The organism is Cellulosimicrobium funkei (assembly GCF_001019615.1).
Classification (GTDB): Bacteria; Actinomycetota; Actinomycetes; order Actinomycetales; family Cellulomonadaceae; genus Cellulosimicrobium; species Cellulosimicrobium cellulans_E.
Genome location: NZ_JNBQ01000003.1, coordinates 290,683 through 310,447, shown reverse-complemented (window position 1 = coordinate 310,447; position 19,765 = coordinate 290,683). Strand labels below are relative to the sequence as shown.

18 protein-coding genes are annotated in these 19,765 nt (G+C 75.1%); 11 read left to right on the top strand and 7 right to left on the bottom strand.

Going from position 1 to position 19,765, the window contains the following annotated elements; all coding sequences use genetic code 11:
• The first annotated feature begins 95 nt into the window (after positions 1-95).
• Complete coding sequence (locus tag FB00_RS05835; RefSeq protein WP_047232021.1) at positions 96-1,361, top strand: MFS transporter; 1,266 nt, start codon at positions 96-98, stop codon at positions 1,359-1,361.
• Between the two features lie 5 nt (positions 1,362-1,366).
• On the opposite strand, the gene FB00_RS05830 is transcribed toward FB00_RS05835, so the two are convergent.
• A complete protein-coding gene (locus FB00_RS05830) occupies positions 1,367-1,942 on the bottom strand; it encodes a helix-turn-helix domain-containing protein (RefSeq protein WP_047231898.1) in 576 nt (191 codons plus the stop codon).
• 47 nt (positions 1,943-1,989) lie between these two features.
• Between FB00_RS05830 and FB00_RS05825 the strand changes: the two genes are divergently transcribed.
• The 7 genes from FB00_RS05825 to FB00_RS05795 all read left to right on the top strand — a co-directional run bounded on the left by FB00_RS05825 (position 1,990) and on the right by FB00_RS05795 (position 10,992).
• Positions 1,990-2,862, top strand: coding sequence for a class I SAM-dependent methyltransferase (locus tag FB00_RS05825; protein ID WP_052877474.1), 873 nt, complete (start codon positions 1,990-1,992; stop codon positions 2,860-2,862).
• Positions 2,863-2,945: 83 nt separating this feature from the next.
• Positions 2,946-3,920, top strand: a complete 975-nt coding sequence (locus tag FB00_RS05820) for an NAD(P)/FAD-dependent oxidoreductase (protein ID WP_047231897.1) — start codon at positions 2,946-2,948, stop codon at positions 3,918-3,920.
• A 239-nt stretch (positions 3,921-4,159) separates the two neighbouring features.
• The gene (locus FB00_RS05815; protein WP_047231896.1) at positions 4,160-5,968 is read left to right on the top strand and encodes a pyruvate dehydrogenase; all 1,809 of its coding nucleotides are present in this window, start codon (positions 4,160-4,162) and stop codon (positions 5,966-5,968) included.
• Positions 5,965-7,596, top strand: coding sequence for a RecQ family ATP-dependent DNA helicase (locus tag FB00_RS05810; RefSeq protein WP_047231895.1), 1,632 nt, complete (start codon positions 5,965-5,967; stop codon positions 7,594-7,596). The genes FB00_RS05815 and FB00_RS05810 overlap by 4 nt, the downstream gene beginning before the upstream one ends.
• Before the next feature lie 40 nt (positions 7,597-7,636).
• Positions 7,637-8,692 carry a phosphotransferase family protein gene (locus FB00_RS05805; RefSeq protein WP_047231894.1) on the top strand — a complete coding sequence of 352 codons (1,056 nt, stop codon included), beginning with the start codon at positions 7,637-7,639 and terminating at the stop codon, positions 8,690-8,692.
• A 191-nt stretch (positions 8,693-8,883) separates the two neighbouring features.
• Complete coding sequence (locus tag FB00_RS05800; protein ID WP_047231893.1) at positions 8,884-9,354, top strand: NfeD family protein; 471 nt, start codon at positions 8,884-8,886, stop codon at positions 9,352-9,354.
• 168 nt (positions 9,355-9,522) lie between these two features.
• Positions 9,523-10,992 (top strand): flotillin family protein, encoded by a 1,470-nt coding sequence (locus FB00_RS05795; RefSeq protein ID WP_047231892.1) that lies wholly within the window; start codon positions 9,523-9,525, stop codon positions 10,990-10,992.
• 87 nt (positions 10,993-11,079) lie between these two features.
• Here the strand turns inward: FB00_RS05795 and FB00_RS05790 are convergent, their stop codons facing one another.
• Positions 11,080-11,970, bottom strand: coding sequence for a GAP family protein (locus tag FB00_RS05790; protein ID WP_047231891.1), 891 nt, complete (start codon positions 11,968-11,970; stop codon positions 11,080-11,082).
• A gap of 150 nt (positions 11,971-12,120) precedes the next feature.
• Between FB00_RS05790 and FB00_RS05785 the strand changes: the two genes are divergently transcribed.
• Together FB00_RS05785 and FB00_RS05780 are read left to right on the top strand one after the other, a co-directional pair.
• Positions 12,121-13,494 (top strand): sensor histidine kinase, encoded by a 1,374-nt coding sequence (locus FB00_RS05785; protein ID WP_052877473.1) that lies wholly within the window; start codon positions 12,121-12,123, stop codon positions 13,492-13,494.
• On the top strand, positions 13,491-14,267 hold the full coding sequence (locus FB00_RS05780; protein WP_047231890.1) for a response regulator: 777 nt from the start codon (positions 13,491-13,493) through the stop codon (positions 14,265-14,267). Before FB00_RS05785 ends, FB00_RS05780 begins: the two co-directional genes overlap by 4 nt.
• A gap of 46 nt (positions 14,268-14,313) precedes the next feature.
• On the opposite strand, the gene FB00_RS05775 is transcribed toward FB00_RS05780, so the two are convergent.
• Positions 14,314-14,907 (bottom strand): TetR/AcrR family transcriptional regulator, encoded by a 594-nt coding sequence (locus FB00_RS05775; RefSeq protein WP_047231889.1) that lies wholly within the window; start codon positions 14,905-14,907, stop codon positions 14,314-14,316.
• Between the two features lie 95 nt (positions 14,908-15,002).
• Here FB00_RS05775 and FB00_RS05770 point away from each other — a divergent pair, with 95 nt between their 5' ends.
• Positions 15,003-16,070, top strand: a complete 1,068-nt coding sequence (locus FB00_RS05770) for a hypothetical protein (RefSeq protein ID WP_047231888.1) — start codon at positions 15,003-15,005, stop codon at positions 16,068-16,070.
• A 32-nt stretch (positions 16,071-16,102) separates the two neighbouring features.
• Here FB00_RS05770 and FB00_RS05765 read toward each other — a convergent pair whose 3' ends face one another.
• The 4 genes from FB00_RS05765 to FB00_RS05750 form a co-directional block, all read right to left on the bottom strand.
• Positions 16,103-16,999: a carbohydrate kinase family protein gene (locus FB00_RS05765; protein WP_231581730.1), complete on the bottom strand. Its 897-nt coding sequence runs from the start codon at positions 16,997-16,999 to the stop codon at positions 16,103-16,105.
• A gap of 21 nt (positions 17,000-17,020) precedes the next feature.
• Entirely contained in the window at positions 17,021-17,686 is a 666-nt protein-coding gene (locus tag FB00_RS05760; protein WP_047231887.1) for a pentapeptide repeat-containing protein, read from the bottom strand.
• Positions 17,687-17,776: 90 nt separating this feature from the next.
• A complete protein-coding gene (locus FB00_RS05755; protein WP_047231886.1) occupies positions 17,777-18,688 on the bottom strand; it encodes an NAD(P)-dependent oxidoreductase in 912 nt (303 codons plus the stop codon).
• Positions 18,685-19,614: an NAD(P)-dependent oxidoreductase gene (locus FB00_RS05750; protein WP_047231885.1), complete on the bottom strand. Its 930-nt coding sequence runs from the start codon at positions 19,612-19,614 to the stop codon at positions 18,685-18,687. The genes FB00_RS05755 and FB00_RS05750 overlap by 4 nt, the downstream gene beginning before the upstream one ends.
• Between the last annotated feature and the right edge of the window lie 151 nt (positions 19,615-19,765).

Genomic DNA, 19,765 nt, shown 5'->3' with positions numbered 1-19,765 from the left:
GGCGGACGGCTTCCGGGTGCGACACTGGGACGGTGGTCCAGGATTCCCCGTCGCGCGCTGACGACCCCGAGAACCCCGAGCACCGGCGGGACGACCTGACGACCGACGAGACGACGTCGGGCACCCCCGCGGAGGCGGGGGCGACGTCCCGGAACCCCTACCGCGCCGTGCTCACGCTGCCGGGCGCGTGGCGGTTCTCCGCCGCGGCGCTGGTCGCGCGCCTGCCGATGTCGATGGTCGGCATCGGCACGATCCTCATGATCCAGGGCATCTACGGCGAGTACGCGCTCGCCGGACGCGTCGCGGCCGCGCTCGTCGTCGCGCAGGCGATCGTGTCGCCCCAGATCGCGCGCCTGGTCGACCGCACCGGGCAGCGCGTCGTCATGCTGCCGATGCTCGCCGCGACGACGTTCGGGCTCGGCGGGCTCATCCTGTGCGCCGTGCTGCGGGCGCCCGAGTGGACGCTCTACGTGTTCGCCGCGATCTCCGGCGCGACGCAGGGGTCCTACGGGTCGATGGTCCGCGCGCGCTGGACGCACACCGTGCCCGACGCGCGGCGCCTGCACACCGCCTACTCGCTCGAGTCCGCGCTCGACGAGCTCGTGTTCGTGGTCGGGCCGGTGCTCGCGACGGTGCTCGCCACGAGCGTCTCCCCCTCGGCGGGGCTGGTCGTGCCGCTCGTCGCGGCGGTCGTCGGCGGGCTGTGGTTTCTGTCGCAGCGCGCGACCGAGCCGCCCGTCGTCGTGCCCGAGGCCGGCGTGAAGCAGCGCTCCGCGATGCGGTCGACCGGCATGATCGTGCTCGCCGTGATCTTCGTGGCGATGGGCATCGTGTTCGGCGCCACCGACGTGTCGACCATCGCGTTCGCCGAGGAGCAGGGGCAGAAGGGCGCGGCCGGGCTGATCCTCGCCGTCTTCGCGATGGGCTCGCTCATCTCCGGCCTCGTCTACGGCGCGCGGCACTGGGTCTCGCCGCTGTGGCGCCGGTTCGTCATCGGGATCGTCGCGCTCGCCGCCGGCGTCTCGCTGTTCTTCTTCGTCACGTCGATCCCCGTGCTCGCCGCGGTGATGTTCGTGACCGGGTTCGCCATCGCCCCCACGCTCATCAACGGCAACAACCTCGTGCAGAACCTCGTCGCGCCGAACCAGCTCACCGAGGGGCTCGCGTGGGTCGGCACGTCGCTCGGCGTCGGCGTGTCGATCGGGTCGTCCGTCGCGGGGTCGCGCATCGACGCGGGCGGCGCGCACGCCGGGTTCGAGGTCGTCGTCGCGGCGGCGGCGCTCGCCGTCGTGCTCGTGCTCGTCGCGCTCCGATCGCTGCGCCGCAGCGCGGACCGCGAGGACGTCGCGCCGGCACACTGACGCCGTCAGGACGGGTCGGTGCCCGAGAGGTGGGCGCGCTCACCCTCCTGGTCGAAGATCGTGAGGATCTCGACCGGGCCGTCGTGCGCGCCGAACGAGTGCGGCACCATCGTCGAGAACTCCGCCGCCTGCCCCTCGTGCACGAGGATCCGGCGGTCCGCGAGGTAGACGACCGCCGTCCCCGACAGGACCGTGAACCACTCGTGCCCCGGGTGGACGCGCTGGTGCTCGGGGCCCACGGCGCGCTCGGGCGTCAGGCGCATCTTCGCCACCATCGTCCCCGGCCGGTCGCGGGACAGCAGCCACGTGGTCTCCCCCGGCCGGCGCTGCGGCTCGGGCCGGATGACGACGTCCTCGTCGTCGACCGGCTCGACGAGCTGGTCGAGCGTCGTGCCCAGGGCGCGGGCGATCGGCACGAGCTGGTCGAGCGCGATGCGGCGGTGCCCGGTCTCGAGGCGGCTGAGCGTCGACGGGCTGAGGAAGCACCGCGCCGCGAGCGCGTCGAGGGTCCAGCCGCGCGCGATGCGCAGGCCGCGGATGCGCTGCCGGACGACCACGTCGAGGTCGGGTTCTTGCGTCATGAGCAAGATCCTATGTCTCAGGCGCAGAATGGTCCTACGGTGGAGGCATGGACTCCCCTCGGCACGACCACCGTCACGGCCACGGCCATGGGCCCGATCACGGGCACGACCACGCCCCGCACGGCCACGACGCGGACGGGCTGGCCGAGCTGCTCGAGCTCGACGCGTCGGTGTTCGGGACGCTGCTCGACCAGGCCGTCGCGGTCGCCGTCGCGCACGCGCCGCGCCCGACGCGGACCGTCGTCGACCTCGGCGCGGGCACCGGCACGGGGACCCGGGCGCTCGCGCGCGCGTTCCCGGACGCGGACGTCGTCGCGGTCGACGCCGACGCGGAGATGCTCGAGCGGCTGCGCTCCAGGCTCCCCGGGACCGGCCTCGAGAACCGGGTGCGGACGGTCGAGGCCGACCTCGACGCCGGCTGGCCGGACGTCGGCACGGCCGACGTGGTGTGGGCGTCCGCGTCGCTGCACCACGTCGCCGACCCGGCGCGCGTCCTGCGCGAGGCCCACGACGCGCTCGTGCCCGGCGGCCTGCTCGTCGTCGTCGAGATGACCGCCACCACGCCCGTCCTGCCCGACGACGTCGCGCGCCCCGACCTCGCCGCCCACCTCGAGCGCGCGCTGAACCAGGCGGGCTGGAACCGCTACCCCGACTGGACGCCCTACCTGACCGATGCCGGGCTGGAGGTCGTCGACCGGCGCGAGCCGACCGCCGTCGTGCCGCCCGGGCCGGACGTGACGCGCTGGGCGCACGCAACCACGACCCGCCAGCGCGAGCACCTCGCCGACCACCTCGACCCCGACGACCTCGCCGCGCTCGACGCGGTGCTCATGGCGACGAACCCCGCCGACCCGGGACCCGCACACACCGTCGGAGCCCACGGCGGCCGCATCGTCTGGGCCGCCCGTCGCCCCCGCTGAGTGCACGAAATAGTCGCCGTCCTGGCCGATCCTCGCGACTATCTCATGCACTCAGCGAACCCCTTCCCCTGCTGAGGAGAGACATGGACACCACCACCCAGAACACCGTCCACGACGTCGCGATCGTCGGCGGCGGGCCCGCCGGGCTGAGCGCCGCGGTGACGCTCGCGCGGTCGCTGCGCTCCGTCGTCGTGCTCGACGCCGGCGAGCCGCGCAACGCGCCCGCGGAGGGCGCGCACAACCTGCTGGGGCGTGAGGGCGTCCCGCCGCGCGAGCTGCTCACCGCGGGTCGCGCCGAGGCGGAGGGCTACGGCGCCGAGGTCCGCGACGCGCGTGTTGCCCACGCCTCCGCCGACGCCGAGTCCGGCTTCGTGCTGACGCTCGACGACGGCGCGACCGTCCGGGCACGCCGCGTCCTGCTCGCGACGGGGCTCGTGGACGAGCTCCCCGCCGTCCCCGGGGTCCGCGAGGGCTGGGGGTCGAGCGTGCTGCACTGCCCGTTCTGCCACGGGTGGGAGGTGCGGGGGCAGCGGATCGCGGTGCTCGCGACCGGGCCCGCCGCGGCGCACCAGGTGCTGCTGTTCCGCCAGCTCACGCCGCACGTCACGCTCTTCCAGCACACCGCGCCCGACCTCGACGACGCCACGTGGGAGCAGCTCTCGGCGCTCGGCGTGCGCGTGGTCGAGGGCGAGGTCGCGCGCCTCGACGTCGAGGGCCGGGCCGTGCGGTCGGTCGTCCTCGCGGACGAGACGTCGTTCGCGGTGGACGCCGTCGTCGTCGGGCCGCGGTTCGTCGCGCGCGGCGAGCTGTTCGAGCAGCTCGGCGGCACCCTCGAGGAGCAGCCCTTCGGGCGGTTCGTGCCCGCCGACCCGCGCGGCCAGACCGCCGTCCCGGGCGTGTGGGCCGCAGGCAACTCGAGCGACCTCATGGCCCAGGTCGGCGCGTCCGCCGCGGCGGGGGTCATGGCCGGCGCGGGGATCCACGGGGAGCTCGCGCTGACCGACGCCGCGGCCGCCGTCGCGCGCCGTCGCACCCCGTCCGCAGCGGCCCGGGCCTGACGCCGAGCCGCCGCCGTCCGCGGCCCCGGGGCCGTCGTCGAACCCGGGGTTGTCACCCAGGACCGTGCCGAACCCGGGGACATCCCCGGGTTCGGCGACCTGGGGTGCGGCAACCCCGGGTTCGACGCCGGGCGGGGCGCGCCGCGACCGTGACGCACGAGACGCCGCCTCACGCTGCGGCGCGCGCGCCCCCGGCGCACGATGGAGACGAACCCGAGCCCACCCGCTGGAGGTACGTCATGCCGTTCGGAATCGGTCGCTCCCCGCAGGACAAGCGCAACCGCACGGTCGCGGACCTGCTCGTCGCGCAGCTCATCGAGGCGGGGGTGCGCCGGATCTACGGCATCGTCGGCGACAGCCTCAACCCCGTGGTCGACGCGGTGCACCGGTCCAACACGGGCGAGAACGTGGGCAAGGGCATCGAGTGGATCCACGTGCGCCACGAGGAGGCGGCGGCGTTCGCGGCGGCCGCGGAGGCCGAGGTCACGGGCAGCCTCGCGGTGTGCGCGGGGTCGTGCGGGCCGGGCAACCTGCACCTCATCAACGGCCTCTACGACGCCAACCGGTCGCGCGTGCCCGTGCTCGCCATCGCGAGCCACATCCCGAGCAAGCAGATCGGCACCGGGTTCTTCCAGGAGACCCACCCCGACCGCCTGTTCACGGAGTGCTCCGTCTACTCGGAGATGATCTCGAGCGCCGACCAGGCGCCGCGCGTCATCAACTCCGCGATCCACCACGCGTACGGCGCGCGCGGCGTCTCCGTCCTCACGCTCCCCGGTGACGTCGCCGACCTCGACGCCCCGGCCGCCGTGCCCGACGTCGCGTGCCGGCCCGCGCCCCCGCGCGTCGTCCCCGACGCGACCGCCGTCCAGCAGCTCGCGGACGCGATCGACGCCGCGAAGAAGGTGACGATCTTCGCCGGCGCGGGCGTGCGCGGCGCGCACGACGACGTGATCGCGCTCGCCGACAAGATCGCCGCGCCCGTGGGCCACTCGCTGCGCGGCAAGGAGTTCATCCAGTACGACAACCCGTTCGACGTCGGCATGTCCGGCCTCCTCGGCTACGGCGCCGCGTTCGACGCCATGCACGACTGCGACCTCCTCGTGCTGCTCGGCACCGACTTCCCGTACGACCAGTTCCTCCCCGAGTCGGTCCGCACGGCCCAGGTCGACGTCGACCCGACGCACCTCGGGCGCCGCACGCGCCTGGACCTCGCCGTCGTGGGCGACGTGGGCGAGACGGTGCGCGCGCTCCTGCCGCTCGTGAAGAAGGCGCGGTCGCGCAAGTTCCTCGACTCCATGGTCGCCAAGCACGAGAAGGCGATGACCGGCGTCGTCGGGGCGTACACGAAGAAGGTCGAGCGCACGACGCCGATCCACCCCGAGTTCGTGGCCGACACGCTCGACCAGGTCGCCTCCGACGACGCGGTGTTCACCGTCGACACGGGCATGTGCAACGTGTGGGCCGCGCGGTACATCACGCCCAACGGGAAGCGCCGCGTCATCGGGTCGTTCATCCACGGCTCGATGGCCAACGCGCTCCCCCACGCGATCGGCGTCGCGGCCGCTGGGCGTGAAGGGGGCCGCGAACGCCAGGTCGTCGCGATGTCCGGCGACGGCGGGCTCTCGATGCTGCTCGGCGAGCTGGTCACGCTCAAGCACTACGACCTGCCGGTCAAGGTCGTCCTCTTCGACAACGCGAGCCTCGGCATGGTGCGCCTGGAGATGCTCGTCGACGGCCTGCCGATGTTCGGCACCGAGTCGCCGCACGTGGACTACGCCGCGGTCGCGAACGCGATCGGCATCCCGGCCGTGCGCGTCGAGAAGCCGAAGGACCTGCGCCGCGCCCTCCAGGAGGCGCTCAACAGGCCTGGGCCGGCGCTCGTCGACGTCGTGACCGACCCCCGCGCGCTCTCGATCCCGCCGAACATCACCGCGGGCCAGGTCCGCGGGTTCGCGGTCGCGATGAGCAAGGAGGTCCTCGGCGGCGGCATGGGCGAGGTCGTGTCGATGGCGCGCGCCAACCTGCGCAACGTGCCTCGCCCGTGACGGACGAGCCCACCCTCGCCGACGTCCGCGTCACCGCCCGGGAGGTCTTCGGCTACCGCGACCTGCGCCCCGGGCAGCGCGAGGCGATCTCCGCGCTCCTCGACGGGCGCGACGTCCTGCTCGTCCTGCCGACCGGGGCCGGCAAGTCGGCGGTCTACCAGGTCCCGGGCCTCGAGCTGCCCGGGCCGACGCTCGTCGTCTCGCCGCTCATCGCGCTCCAGCAGGACCAGGTGCGCTCCCTGCTCGAGCTCGGCGACGACGACGCGCGGGCCGCCGCCGTGAGCTCGGCCGTGCCCGCGGCCGAGCGCCGCGCCGCGCTCGAGGCTGCCGCGTCGGGCGAGCTCGAGTTCCTCTTCCTGTCGCCCGAGCAGCTCGCCAACGACGAGGTCCTCGACGCCGTCCGCGCGGCCCGGCCCAGCCTCGTCGCGGTCGACGAGGCGCACTGCGTCTCGACCTGGGGGCACGACTTCCGGCCCGAGTACCTCCGGGTGGGCGAGCGCCTCGACACCCTGGACCCGCGGCCGCCCGTGCTCGCGCTCACCGCGACGGCGTCCCCGCCGGTGCGCGAGGACGTGGCGGAGCGCCTGCACCTGCGCGACGCCGCGGTGATCGTCCGCGGGTTCGCCCGCCCGGGGATCGCGCTGGAGGTCGTCCGCGCCGTCGAGGCGGCGGACAAGGACCGCGCGGTCGTGGAGCGCGTGCGCGCGGAGGCGGAGCACGGCGTCGGGATCGTCTACGTCGGCACGCGGCGCCGCACGACCGAGGTCGCGGACGTGCTCGCGCAGGCGGGGTTGCGCACCGCCGCCTACCACGGCGGGCTGCGGCGGGCCGAGCGCGACGAGGCCCAGCGGCGCTTCACCGAGGACGAGCTCGACGTCGTCGTCGCGACCTCCGCGTTCGGCATGGGCATCGACAAGCCGGACGTGCGGTTCGTCGTGCACGCGGACGTCCCCGGCTCCCCGGACTCCTACTACCAGGAGGTCGGGCGCGCGGGCCGCGACGGCGAGCCCGCCGTCGCGGTGCTGTTCTACCGGCCGGAGGACCTGGGTCTGCAGCGCTACTTCGCGGTCGGCGTGCCCGACCGCGACGACCTGCGCGAGGTCGCGCGCGCCCTGAGCCGGGGTGGTCCGGACGACCAGGCGCCGGGATCCTCGGCGCCGGGCGGGCGGGCGCGGCTGCCCCGGCGCCTCGCGCGCCTGCGCGCGCTCGTGGAGGACGCGCGGGCTCTCGCTGGCGAGGACGCGCGCCCGGCCGCGGTGGCCGACGTCGCGCACGAGCTCGCGGAGGCCAGGCGCCGGGTCGACGACTCGCGCCTGCAGATGATGCGCGCGTACGCCGAGACCACGCAGTGCCGCCGCCAGTTCCTGCTCGCGTACCTCGGGGAGGACCTGCCCGAGCCGTGCGGCCGCTGCGACACCTGCTGGGCCGGCACGGCCGCCGAGCGGTCGGCCGACGACCGCTCCGCCCCCTGGTCGACCGGCACCACGGTGCAGCACCCGGAGTTCGGTGCGGGAACGGTCATGGGGTACGAGGGCGACGACCGGGTGACCGTCCTCTTCGAGACCCACGGGTACCGGACGCTGAGCCTCGACGCCGTGGCCGAGCAGGACCTCCTCACCCCGTCCTGACCGGGCCCGGGGGCGCGTACGGGGCCGGTAGCATCGCCGCGTGCTCACCAAGGCGTCGGTCACGCAGGACCAGGTCGCGGCTCTCGTGGCGCCGCTCGGCGAGGCCGTCCGCGTCGAGCCGCTGAGCGGTGGGATGTTCGCGAGCGTGTTCGCCGTGGACCTCGCCGCGACGCCCGGGAGACCGCTGCCCGACGGCGTCCCCGCGCGCGTCGTCGTCAAGGTCACCGGGGCGGACACGTCGCGCCTGCTGCGCTACGAGCACGGCATCCTCACCACGGAGGACGCCGCCTACCGGGCGGCCCACGCCGCCGGGCTCCCCGTCCCGCGCGTGCTGCACGCCGACCTCACGCGCGAGCACGTGGACGGCGACGCGCTCGTCGTCACGTTCGTCGACGGCGCCCTGTGGAGCGGTCGCGAGCTCGACGCCACGGCCACCGCGGTCGTGCGCCGCGGGCTCGGGTCGTTCATGGCCCGGCTGCACCGGATCACGGGCGACCGGTTCGGGTACCCGGCCTCGGCGTCGGACCTCGCCGCGGCGACGTGGCCCGGCGCGTTCGCGCGCATGGTCGGGGCCGTGCTCGACGACGCGCGCCGGTGGGGCGTGACCCTCCCCGAGGCCCGGGTGCGCGACGCCGTCGCGCGCCACCGCGACCTGCTCGCCCGGGTGACGGTCCCCCGGCTGGTGCACGCGGACCTGTGGCCGGGGAACGTGCTGCTCGGCCGCACCGACGACGCGGCGGACGGGCCCCGCGACGCGACCGACCTCGCGATCGCCGGGGTGCTCGACGCCGAGCGGTCGCTGTGGGGAGACCCGCTCTTCGAGCTGGCCGGCGCGGACCAGCTCGGCGCCGGCGCGGTCGACGCCGACCTGCTCGCAGGCTACGTCGCCGCCGGCGGCGACCTCGGCCTGGGCGACGGCACGCCGGGGTCGGGCGATCCCGAGGCCTGGACGCGGCTGAGCCTGTACCGGGCGTACCTCGCGTGCGTCCTCACCGTGGAGGTCGTACCGCGCGCCTACGAGGGCGACTGGGTCGAGGGGTACGCCGGCACCGCGCGCGCGAACCTCCTGCGGCTGCTGGACGAGCTCGGGTCCTGACCGCGCGTCGGACCTTGGGGAGTGCTCCCCATGCCCGGACGGCTTGGGCGGGCTCTCGGCACGGTCGGGTCACGATAGGGTGTGCGTACGTTCACGACAACTCCACACGCCACGTCGACACGACGGTCCGCACGGCCGTCCGCACGGCACCGACACACGCACGGCCGCCCGCCGCAGCAAGGGGACCTCGCATGATCGCGTTCATCGTCATCGGCATCGCCGGACTCGCCCTCCTGCTCCTCTCGCTGCTCGTCGGCGAGATCGTCGACCTGGGTGACGGCGCCGTGTCCGGGACGTCGCTCGGCGTGGGTGGTGTGGTCTTCGGGGCCGTCGGCGTGATCGTGGCGTCCAACGACCTGCCGACGTGGCTCGCGTACGTGGGGTCGCTCGTCGTGGCACTGGTCGTGATGGTGCTGGTCCAGGCGCTGGTCAAGCATCTGCGGGAGTCGGAGGACGGCGTCCCGACGTCGCTCGTCGGCGTGCAGGGCACCGCGACGACCGCGATCGACCCGGCGCGCGGCGAGGTCTCGCTCGACGCCGCGCACGAGCTGGAGCGCCGTCTCGCGTGGGCGGACGAGCCGATCCCGGAGGGCGCGCGCGTCGTCGTGCTCGAGCAGTCCGGGAGCCGCGTGCGCGTCCAGCGCCACTACCCCAACGACTGAGGTCCTCCGAGGACCGACAGCGACGCCCCGCGCGTCGACCCGTGGGTGCCGCGCACCCGCACGCACCACCGGCGGGCCGGCCGGGCACCACCCGGCCTGGCCACCGAGCACTGCCGCACGCCCTGACCTGCCCGCACCCACGGAAGGAGACGCGCCCCGGCGCGGACCATGTTCGACGACACGAACCTCATCACGACCCTGGCGATCGTCGCCCTGGTCATCGCGTTCTTCGCGGTGGTCATCTTCATCAGCAAGCGCATCCGCCGCGTCCCGCCGAACGAGGCCCTGGTCATCGTCGGCCGCGGCGCGGGCCGCAAGGAGGCCGCGGGCAGCGGGCAGAAGGTCGTCGTCGGCGGCCGCACGTTCGTGTGGCCGATCCTTCAGCAGGGCTTCTCCATCTCGCTCGAGCAGCGCCAGATCGGCATCACGGTCGAGGGCGTGGACAAGAACCGCATCAAGATCGCCATCAAGGCGTCCATCAACTTCAAGGTCCGTGGTGACGAGGAGGGCGTGCGTCGCGCGGCCCAGCGCTTCCTGTCCCAGCAGGGCACGCTGACGGAGATCATCAAGGAGTCCCTCGAGGGCTCGCTGCGCTCCATCGTCGGCGACATGACGATCGAGCAGATCATCTCCGACCGCAAGGGCCTGTCCGACCGCGTGGTCGAGTCCACCAAGGCCGACCTCTCGGAGCAGGGCCTCCAGGTCGACCTGCTCAACATCTCGGACATCTCGACGCCGGGCTCGGACTACCTCGCCAACCTCGGTCGCGCCGAGTCGGCGCGTGCCCGCCAGGTCGCCGAGGTCTCCGAGGCCGAGGCGCAGCGCGCCTCGGAGTTCGCCGTCATCGACGCGGCCGAGCAGATCGCCGAGCGCCAGAAGGCGCTCGACCTCAAGCGCGCCGCGATCAAGGCCGACACCGACCGTGCGAACGCCGAGGCCGAGGCCGCGGGCCAGCTCGCCCGCGCCGAGCAGGACCGCCTCGTCGCGCAGCAGGAGCGCGAGGCGCTCGCCGAGCAGGCCCGGGTGACGCAGGAGCGCCTCGACATCGAGATCCGCAAGCCCGCCGAGGCCAAGGCGTACGCCGAGGTCCAGGAGGCCAACGCGCGCCGTGACGCCGCGAACGCCGCGACCGAGGCCGACGCGTACAAGCGCACCGTCATCGCCGAGGCGAACAAGACGGCCGCGATCCAGGACGCCGAGGCGTCCGCGCAGGCCGTGCGCCGCGCCGGTGAGGCCGAGCGCGACCGCCAGGTCGCCCTCGCCGCCGGAATCAAGGCCGAGGGTGAGGCGCGCGCCGCGGCGATCGAGGCCGAGGGTCGCGCCGAGGCCGTGGCGACCGACGCCAAGGCCGACGCGCTCCAGAAGTACGGCGAGGCGGCCCTGGTGCAGGAGCTCATCGAGCGCCTGCCGGAGATCGTGCGTGCCGCGGCCGAGCCGATCGGCAACATCCAGGGCATGACCGTCGTCTCGACCGACGGCGCGTCCGCGGTCACGAAGAACGTCGCGTCGGTCCTCGGCGAGGGCCAGGGCGTCATCAAGCAGCTCACCGGCGTCGACATCAACCAGCTCATCGCCAACCTCGCGGGCACCCAGCTCGCGCCGTCGCGCGAGTCGTCGACGAACGGCAGCTCGAACTGACCGGCTGACCGGCTCATGCCGGTGGCACGGCGACGGCCCGCCCGGAACGTCCGGGCGGGCCGTCGCCGTGCGGGGCGCGCGACCTGCTCAGGTCCAGCCGAGGCGGCCGAACGCGTTGAGCGCGAGCAGGACGCCGAGGATCCCCAGCACCCAGCCGGTCATGTCGGTCGCGTTCCTCGTCAGCCACGCGTCGAGCCGGCGCAGCAGCGGGTCGACCGCCCGCGCCGCGACGAGGCGCCCGAGCAGCAGCAGGAGCGCGGGCGCGACCATCACGACGCAGTAGGCCGCGAGGATGCCGCCCGTCGCGGGCCAGCCGACGCCCGACGTCGTGAGCAGCCCGATCGCGGCGAGGTACGGCAGCATCGTCCCGACCTCGATCGCGACGGCGCCCAGCGCGAGCCCCACGAGCGGCAGCACCGAGGGCCGGGTGCGGACCGTGCCGGCACCGGCGGCGTCCGCCTCGATCCCCAGCGCGCGCTCACGCCAGCGGGACAACCGCCCCGGGCGCGGGGCCGACGTCGTCCCCGTCGTCACGCCGGGAGCGTCGCCCGCGCCCTCCCCCGGGACGGACGGCCGCGCGACGACCGTCACCGGTCCCGCGGCGGCCGCGCGCGCGTCACGCCGGGCCGCACGCTTGCTGTCGAACCGGAAGCTCAGCGCGAACAGGCCGATGCCGAGCAGCAGCTGCACGATCGCGGCGGCGCGGGTATCCAGGACGTCGCCGAACCGGTCGAGGAAGGCCCCCGCGCCCAGCAGGACGACGATCCCGACGGCCAGGTAGAACGCGGCGACCGTGCCGAGGTAGACGAGCACCCGCCCGGCACGCAGGCGGCCCGGGGCGAGGAGCAGCCAGACGGGGATCAGCAGCGTGCCGAAGCTCGTGGAGTCGATGAGGGCCAGCACGACGAGCACGCCCGCCATCGCGGCGAGCCCGAGGCCCGGCCCGCCGACGGAGTCGAGGTCGAGAGGGATGTCCATGGCGTCGAGCCTCGCCTACGAGGCACCGTCCTGGCGTCGGGCGAACGACCGACCTGCTGCCCTCGGCGAGCCGCCCGCGGGGACGGTGACACCGCCGTCGTACACCGTTCGGCCGATCCGGGGAACGGCGCGCTGTGCTGGGATGGGTGCGTGAGCACGGAGCACGGCGGCACGGACGAGGTGCGCCCCGTCGCGCCCGGGCGCGACGGCACCTGGCAGGCGGCGGTCTGGTCGCTCCCCCAGGTCTGGCGCATCGAGGACCGCCGGAACGACGCCTTCTCCGCCGTCACCACGTTCGTCCTCGGGTGGGTCCTCCTCGAGGTGGGCCTCGTCGGGATCGTCCGGGCACCGTTCGTCGTCGAGCCGGCGGAGGCGTGGTGGCGGGTCGCCCTGCTCGGGGTCGGGTGCCTCCTCATCCTCGTCAAGCGCGCCCACCCGATCCTGGCGCTCCTCGGGGGCGTCGCCGTCACCGCCGTCGACATCCGGTGGGGCGGCAGCCTCGCGATCACGCTCGTCCTGTGGGACCTGCTGTACGCCGCCGCGCTGTGGTCGGGGCCGCGGGCGCGCGCGTGGCTCTGGGGAGTGGCCGTGACCGTCGCCGTCCTGGGCTCCGTCGCGGCGGGCGAGGCCGCGCGCGACGTGCGGCAGTTCGTCTACATGGGTCTCCAGCTCGGCGCCGTGCTCCTCGTGCCGATGTGGTGGGCGACGAACGTGCGGACCAAGAGCGAGCTCGCCGAGCTCGCGGGCGAGCGCGCCGACCTCGCGGCGCGCGAGGCCGAGGCCGCGGCACGCACCGCGGACCTGGAGCGGCAGCGGGCGAGCGACCTCGAACGCATCGCCGAGCTCGACCGGCACGAGGCGGTGCAGGCGGAGCGCGCCGCGATGGCGCGCGACCTGCACGACGTCATCGCGTCGCACCTGTCCACCATCGCGATCCACTCCGGCGCCGCGCTCGCACTGCCGCCCGACGCGACGAAGGACCGGGCTGCGCTCCAGCAGGTGCGCGCGAGCGCCGTCGCATCCCTGGACGAGATGCGGTCGATGATCCTGCTGCTGCGCACGGAGGGCCGGCGCGACGACGTCCCCGACGCCGTCGCCGCGCCAGGTCGGCTCGCGGGCCTCGACGCGCTGCTCGACGCCGCGCGCGCGACCACCGCGGTCACGCTCGACGACCCCGACGACGTCGCCGCGTCGGCACTGCCCGCCGCGGCGGACCAGGCCCTGTTCCGGATCGCGCAGGAGGCCGTGACCAACGCGCTCAAGCACGCGCCGGGGTCGCCCGTGACGGTGCGGCTCGTCCGCGACGGGTCGGCCGTCGTGCTCGAGGTGCGCGACGACGGCGCGCCGGGCTCGGCGGCGCCGGTCGAGGCCCCGCTGAGCGCCGGCACCGGGCTGCTGACCATGCGTGAGCGGGCGGACGGCCTCGGCGGGACGTTCGACGCCGGGCCGACGGCGGCCGGCGGGTGGGTCGTGCGCGCGGCCGTCCCGGTCGCCGAGCGCCAGATCGAGAAGGAGAGCGCGTGACGCCACGACCGGTCCGGGTGCTGCTGGCCGACGACCACGCCGCGATCCGCGCGGGCCTGCGTCTCCTGCTCGACGCCGCCGACGACGTCGAGGTCGTCGGCGAGGCGTCCGACGGCACCGCGGCGATCACCAACGTCCGGGCGCTGCGGCCCGACGTCGTGCTCATGGACCTGCGCATGCCCGGCGTCGACGGCATCGAGGCCACGCGCGTCATCACGAGCGAAGGGCTCGCCGACGTCCTCGTGCTCACGACCTTCGACCTCGACGAGTACGTCGACGGCGCGCTCCGGGCGGGCGCCGCGGGCTTCCTCCTCAAGTCCGCGGAGCCCGCCGCGCTGCTCGACGCCGTCCGCCGCGTCGCCGACGGAGACGGCGTCCTCGCGCCCGAGGTCACCCGCCGTCTCCTCGCCGCGTTCGCCCGCGGCCCGGCCCCCGACGGCGCCCCGCGCCCCGCCTCGACCACCCGCCCGGGCGGGACGGCCGACCCGGCCGCGGGTCCGCCGTCGGGCACGGCCGGCGCCGCACCGGCACCCGCCGCCGGGCGGAACGCCGCGAGCGGACCGGACCAGGACCCACGGCTCGCCGACCTCACCCCCCGCGAGGTGGACGTGCTCGCGGCGCTCGGCCGCGGCCTCTCGAACCAGGGCATCGCGACGGACCTCTACATCACCGAGGCCACGGCCAAGACGCACGTCTCGCGCGTCCTCGCCAAGCTCGGCGTCGCCACCCGCATGCAGGCGGCCATCGTCGCCCGCGACACGGGCCTCGCCTGACCGCGCCCACGGGCGCGAGCCCGGCATTGCCCCGGTGGTCGTGCCGTCAGCGCGGGAGGTGGCGGGTCGTGCGGTCGAGGTAGGCGTCGGCGTCGAAGTCGTCCATGAGCGCGCTCTGGACGATGAAGCCCTGGCACGCGGCGACGAACAGCGGCGCCTGCTCGGCGCCGAACTCCGCCGCGCGTGCGGGGTCGAGGCCGTGGGTGCGCACGTGCCAGGCGGCGACGTAGTCGGCGAAGACCGAGCGCAGGCGGGCGAGGACGGCCGAGGCGAACTCGAGGATGCGGGGGTCGGTCACGGCCTCGCCCCAGACCTGGAGCAGGATCGCGGTGCTGCCGATCTCGCGCACCACCCCGTGCATGAGGACGGCGACGAGGTCGGACGGCGGGGGGAGCGGGTCGCGCTCGGCGAGCCGCTCGACGTCGGCGATGCGCCCGCCGACGATCCGGCCCGCGACGTCGTGGACGATCGCCATCTTGGAGTCGTAGTAGCCGTAGATCGCGCCCGCGGACAGCCCGGACTCGGCGATGATCTCCGCCATCGAGGTCGCGGCGAAGCCCTTGCGGCGGAACACGCGCAGCGCTGCGGCGGCGATGTCGTCGCGCCGCTGCGCTCGGTACTCGTCACTCACCCGGGGCATCCGCCCACCCTAAACCGAACGAACGTTCTTGACAGGAGGCGACGGGCAGGCCGACCCTATAGAGAACGAACATTCGTTTTACGAGAGGTCTCCCCATGAGCTCCGCCGCCGCCCCGCACACGCACTGGCCGCGCGTCGTGACGACCGCCGTCGGGCTCGTCGCCCTCGTCGCGGTCGTCGTCCTCGCGTTCCTCTGGCCGTCGGTCACCGCCGAGCCGAAAGACCTCCCGGTCGCGGCCGCGGGCGACCCCGCCGTCGTCGCCCAGGTGCAGGCCGGGCTCGACCAGAACGCCGAGGGCGCGATCGAGCTCGTCGCCGTCGCCGACCGCGACACGGCCGTCGACCTCGTCGAGTCCCGCGACGCGTACGGCGCGCTCGTCCTCGGGCAGCAGCCGGAGGTGCTCACCGCCTCGGCGGCGAGCCCCGCCGTCGCGCAGCTCCTCGCCGGGCTCCAGCCCGCGCTCCAGGCCCAGGTCTCCGCCGCCGCGACCGCCCAGGGCGCGCCCGCCGAGGCCGTCCCGACCGTGGCGGTGACCGACGTCGTCCCGCTCTCGGTCGACGACCCGCGCGGCTCCACGCTCGCCGCGGCATCGTTCCCGCTCGTGCTCGGCGGCATGGTCGGCGGCATCGCGATCTCGCTCGCCGTCGTCGGGGTGTGGCGGCGCGTCGCGGCGCTCGGGGTCTACTCGGTGGTCGGTGGGCTCGCGATCGCGGGGATCCTGCACGGGCTCGGCGGCCTGCACGGCGCGTACCTCGCCGACTCGCTCGCGGTCGGGCTCACGCTGCTCGGCATCGGCGGCACGATCGTCGGCGCCGTCGCGGTGCTCGGGCGTCCCGGTATCGCCGTCGGCCCCGTCCTGTTCCTGCTCGTCGCGAACCCGCTCTCCGCCGCCGCCATGCCGGTCGAGTTCCTGCTCAGCCCGTGGGGCGCCGTCGGCCAGTGGTTCCCGCCGGGCGCGTCCGCGACGCTGCTGCGCGACCTGTCATACTTCCCCGGCGCGGACACGACCTTCCCCTGGCTCGTGCTCACGGGCTGGGCCGCGCTCGGGCTCCTGCTCTCCCTCGTCGGCCACTTCCGCGACCGCGGCGCGGCGACCGCCGCCGCCCTGCGCGAGGCGGACGACGTCGCACCCGCGGCCGCTCCCGTCGGCGCCGCACGCTGACCCCGCGCCTCGCGCCGACGCCGGGCCGGCCGTCAGGCCGGGACGAGGTCCGGGCTCTGCACGACGAGCGCGGCGTGCCGGGCACCCGCCGTCATCGCCTCCTCGACGCCCGCGCCCCGCAGGTGGGCGTCGAGGAAGCCCGCGAAGAAGCCGTCGCCCGCACCGTTCGTGTCGACGACGCGCGGCACGTGCTGCGCGGGCACCTCGACGAAACCTCCCTCGGGAGTGAGCGCGACGGCGCCGCGCGACCCGTGCGTGCACACCACGAGCCGCGCGCCCGCGTCGACCCGCGCGGACATGAAGCCGCGCCAGTCCTCGAGGCGGTCCCCGCTGAGGAACACGTGCGTCCCCGCGTCGACCCACGGCCGGTGGAACGCGGACTCGCCGTCGTAGTCGTGCAGGTCGACCCAGACGTCGCGCCCGCGCGACACCGCGAGGTCGAGCACGGGCAGCGCCGGGACCGCGAGGTCGACGACGACGGCCCGCGCCGCGTCGAGCGTCGCGACGGCGGCGTCCCACGACGGGCCCTGGGCCGGGACCTCGCCGGGGGCGCGCAGATAGACCGAGACGCGCCCGCCGTCGGCGTCCATGAGGTTGAGGTGGCTCTCGGTGCACCCGTCGGGCGAGGGTTCCGCGAGCACCCGGACGCCCGCACCCTCGAGCACGGACCGGACGCGCGCGCCGTCGTCGTCCGCCCCGAGGACGGTGCGCAGCAGCACCGACCGGCCGAGCCGCGCGAGGTTGAGCGCCTTGCCCGCCGACGTCCCGCCCACGGTGGCGCGGTGCGACCGGGCGAAGACGGTGTGCGGCGTGGGCGCGGGCAGCTCGTCGAGCTGGACGAGGAGGTTCCACGACGCCGGTCCGGCGACGAGGACCTCGGTCCCGGCGGGGTCGGGCAGCGCGGTGGACGGGTGCGTCGCGTCGGTCACGTCGCGCACCCTATCTCCCGGTCAGTCGGTGACCGTGATGCCGAGGCTGTGCGCGAACGTCGCCGCCAGGCGCGCGAGCTGGGTCGAGTCGATCGTCGAGCCCCGCAGCGACTCGATGCCGCTCAGCTCGTCGATCTCCGCGCCGCGCAGGTCGACGTGCGCGAGCGTTGAGGCCTGCACGTCAAGCCGGCGCACGCGCGTGCCCTCGAACGCGACGCGCAGCGCGTCCGCCGCGACGAGGTCCAGCTCGTCGATCGTGCAGTCGGTGAACATCACGTCGCGCAGGGTCGCGCCCCGCAGGTTGACGAACCCGAGCTTGCAGCCGACGAACCGGACCCCCGCCCACGACGACTCGTAGAGCTCGGCCGACCCGAGGCGCGCGCCCCGCACCTCGACCTCGCGCCACCGGCCGCGCGTCCCGCGCAGCACGGGCACGTCGAGGCGGTCGAGCACCACCTCCGTGAGCGTCACCGCCCCGAGGTCGGCCTCGTCGGCGCGGACCTGGTCGAGCCGCGTCGAGAACACGCTCGCGCCGTGCAGGTCGAGCCGGTCGAGGCGGAGGTCGACGAGCTCGAACCCCTCGAGGTCGGCCTCCGCCTCGAGATCGTAGGCGTCGCCGCGCTGGAGGTCGTCCAGGACGACCGGGTCGATCACGGGCGGCTCGGTCGTCGGCTTCTTGGGAGGCACGCCCCGAGCCTAGAGTGCGGCACCGACGGCGAACGATGCGTTCCCGTCCGAGTGATGCGCTCCGGGACGCATCACTCGGACGGGAGCGCATCACTCGACGGGCGCCGTCTCGGGGACCGCGGCCCGCGGCGCCCTGATGACCTCGAAGATCGCCGTCCAGCTGTCCCGACCGTGACCCGCCGCGAGCGCGCGCTCGTAGTGGGACAGGATCGCGCGCGGCAGCGCCGTGTCGACCCCCAGCTCCTCGCTCGCCCCGAGGACGTGCGCCGCGGTCGCGCCCATCATCGTGGCGGTGCTGAGGTGGCCGGGGTGCACGCCGGTCTCGAACGCCGGACCGGGTGCGTCGACTCCCCCGACCATCGCCGGCGTCTCGACGAGCGTGCGCAGGGCCTCCGGGACGAACCGTGTGGGCGGGACACCTGCCGCCTGTGCGAGCGCGGCGGCGTGCGCGACGCCCGACAGGGCGGTGAGGAACACGTCGAGCTGCGCCTGGTACAGGAGCTGCGCGAGGCCGGGGTCCTCCCCGAGGTAGCGCGGCGCGCCCAGCAGCGCGAGCGCGGCCTCGTGCGCCCGGAAGGCTGCCTCCGGACCGCTGTAGTACACGTACGCGTCGGCGGTCCCGACGCCCGGCGCGGGCGTCATGACACCACCCGCGACGAGGGTCGCGCCGTGATCGGCCGCCCACCGGGCCGCGGCGCGGGTCGCCCCGGGGGTGTCCGAGCTGAGGTTGACGACCGTCCGGCCGCGCAGGACGTCCGTCGCCCCGCCGAGGACGTCGTACATCGCCGCGTAGTCCGTCAGGCTCAGCAGGACGACGTCGCTCGCCGCCACCGCCTCGGCCGGGGTCGCGGCGAGGACCGCGCCCTCGGCCACGAGCGCGTCGGCGCGCGACGGCGTGCGGTTCCACACGGTGACGGGGTGGCCCGCGGCGAGCAGCGTGCGGACCATGGCCTGGCCCATCGGGCCCAGGCCGATCAGGGTGACGGGGGTGAGCGCGCTCATCGTCCTCCTCCTGCGGTGACGGTGCTGACGGGGGTGCGGGCTGGTTCTCGGATGCTCTCGACGGCGCGTGCGAACCCGTCGGCGCCGTGGCCGGCCTCGATCTGACGGCGGACCAGCGCCTGGACGGCCGCGACGACGTCGGTCGCGAGCCCGGCCTCCGCGCTCGCCCGGACCATGTCGGACAGGTCCGAGAACTCGAGGCTCTGCTGGCCGGGGCCGCCGTAGTCGCGGCGGTCGATGACGTCGGCGTAGCCCGCGAGCTCCGCCGTCATCGCCGCGATCCAGGGCGCCGCCCGGCGCGCGAAGTCGCTCGCGCTCACTCCCGCGGTCCCGACCATCGCGACGCCGTGGAAGAAGCCCGCGAACATCGCGTACATCCCCGCGAGCAGCGCGAGGTCGTAGAGCGGCGCGAGGCCGGGGTCCTCGCCGAACCACGTGCTCCCGCCCCACGTGTCGAGCACGGGACGGGCGGCGTCGAACGCCGCGCGCGACCCGCTGTACAGGACCTCGGACCCCGGCCCGCCGATCATCCCGGGGACGGCCATGATCCCGCCGTCGAGGTAGTCGATGCCGTGGGCCGCGGCCCAGGCGGCGAGCTCGCGCGACTCCGCGGGCGTCGTCGTCACGAGGTTGACGAGCGTCCGGCCCGCGAGCGCGTCCGCGACGGGGTCCAGCGTCTGGTGCACCGACGCGTGGTCGAGGAGGACCGCGACGACGAGCGGCGAGGCGGTGACGGCGTCGCGCACCGACGCCGCCTCGCGGGCGCCGGCCGCGACGGGAACCCCGGCACGTCCCGGCGTGCGGTTCCAGACAGTCGTCGGGTGGCCGGCGACGGTCGCGGCAGCGAGCGCGCTGCCCATCCCGCCGAGGCCGAGGACGGTGACGGCGAGGGCGCGTTCCGAGGGTCGTGCGGGCTGGTCAGACATCGTTCCTCCGGGTCGGGTGGCGTTGCTCGGGCGGGCCGACCGCGCGGCGCGCCCTCGCCGTCCACCCTCCCCGGCGTACGGTCGCCCGGGAAGAACGCACTTCGAGGTGGGGTTCTCACCTCAGGGTGAGCGTGCAGGTCAGGGCACCGCC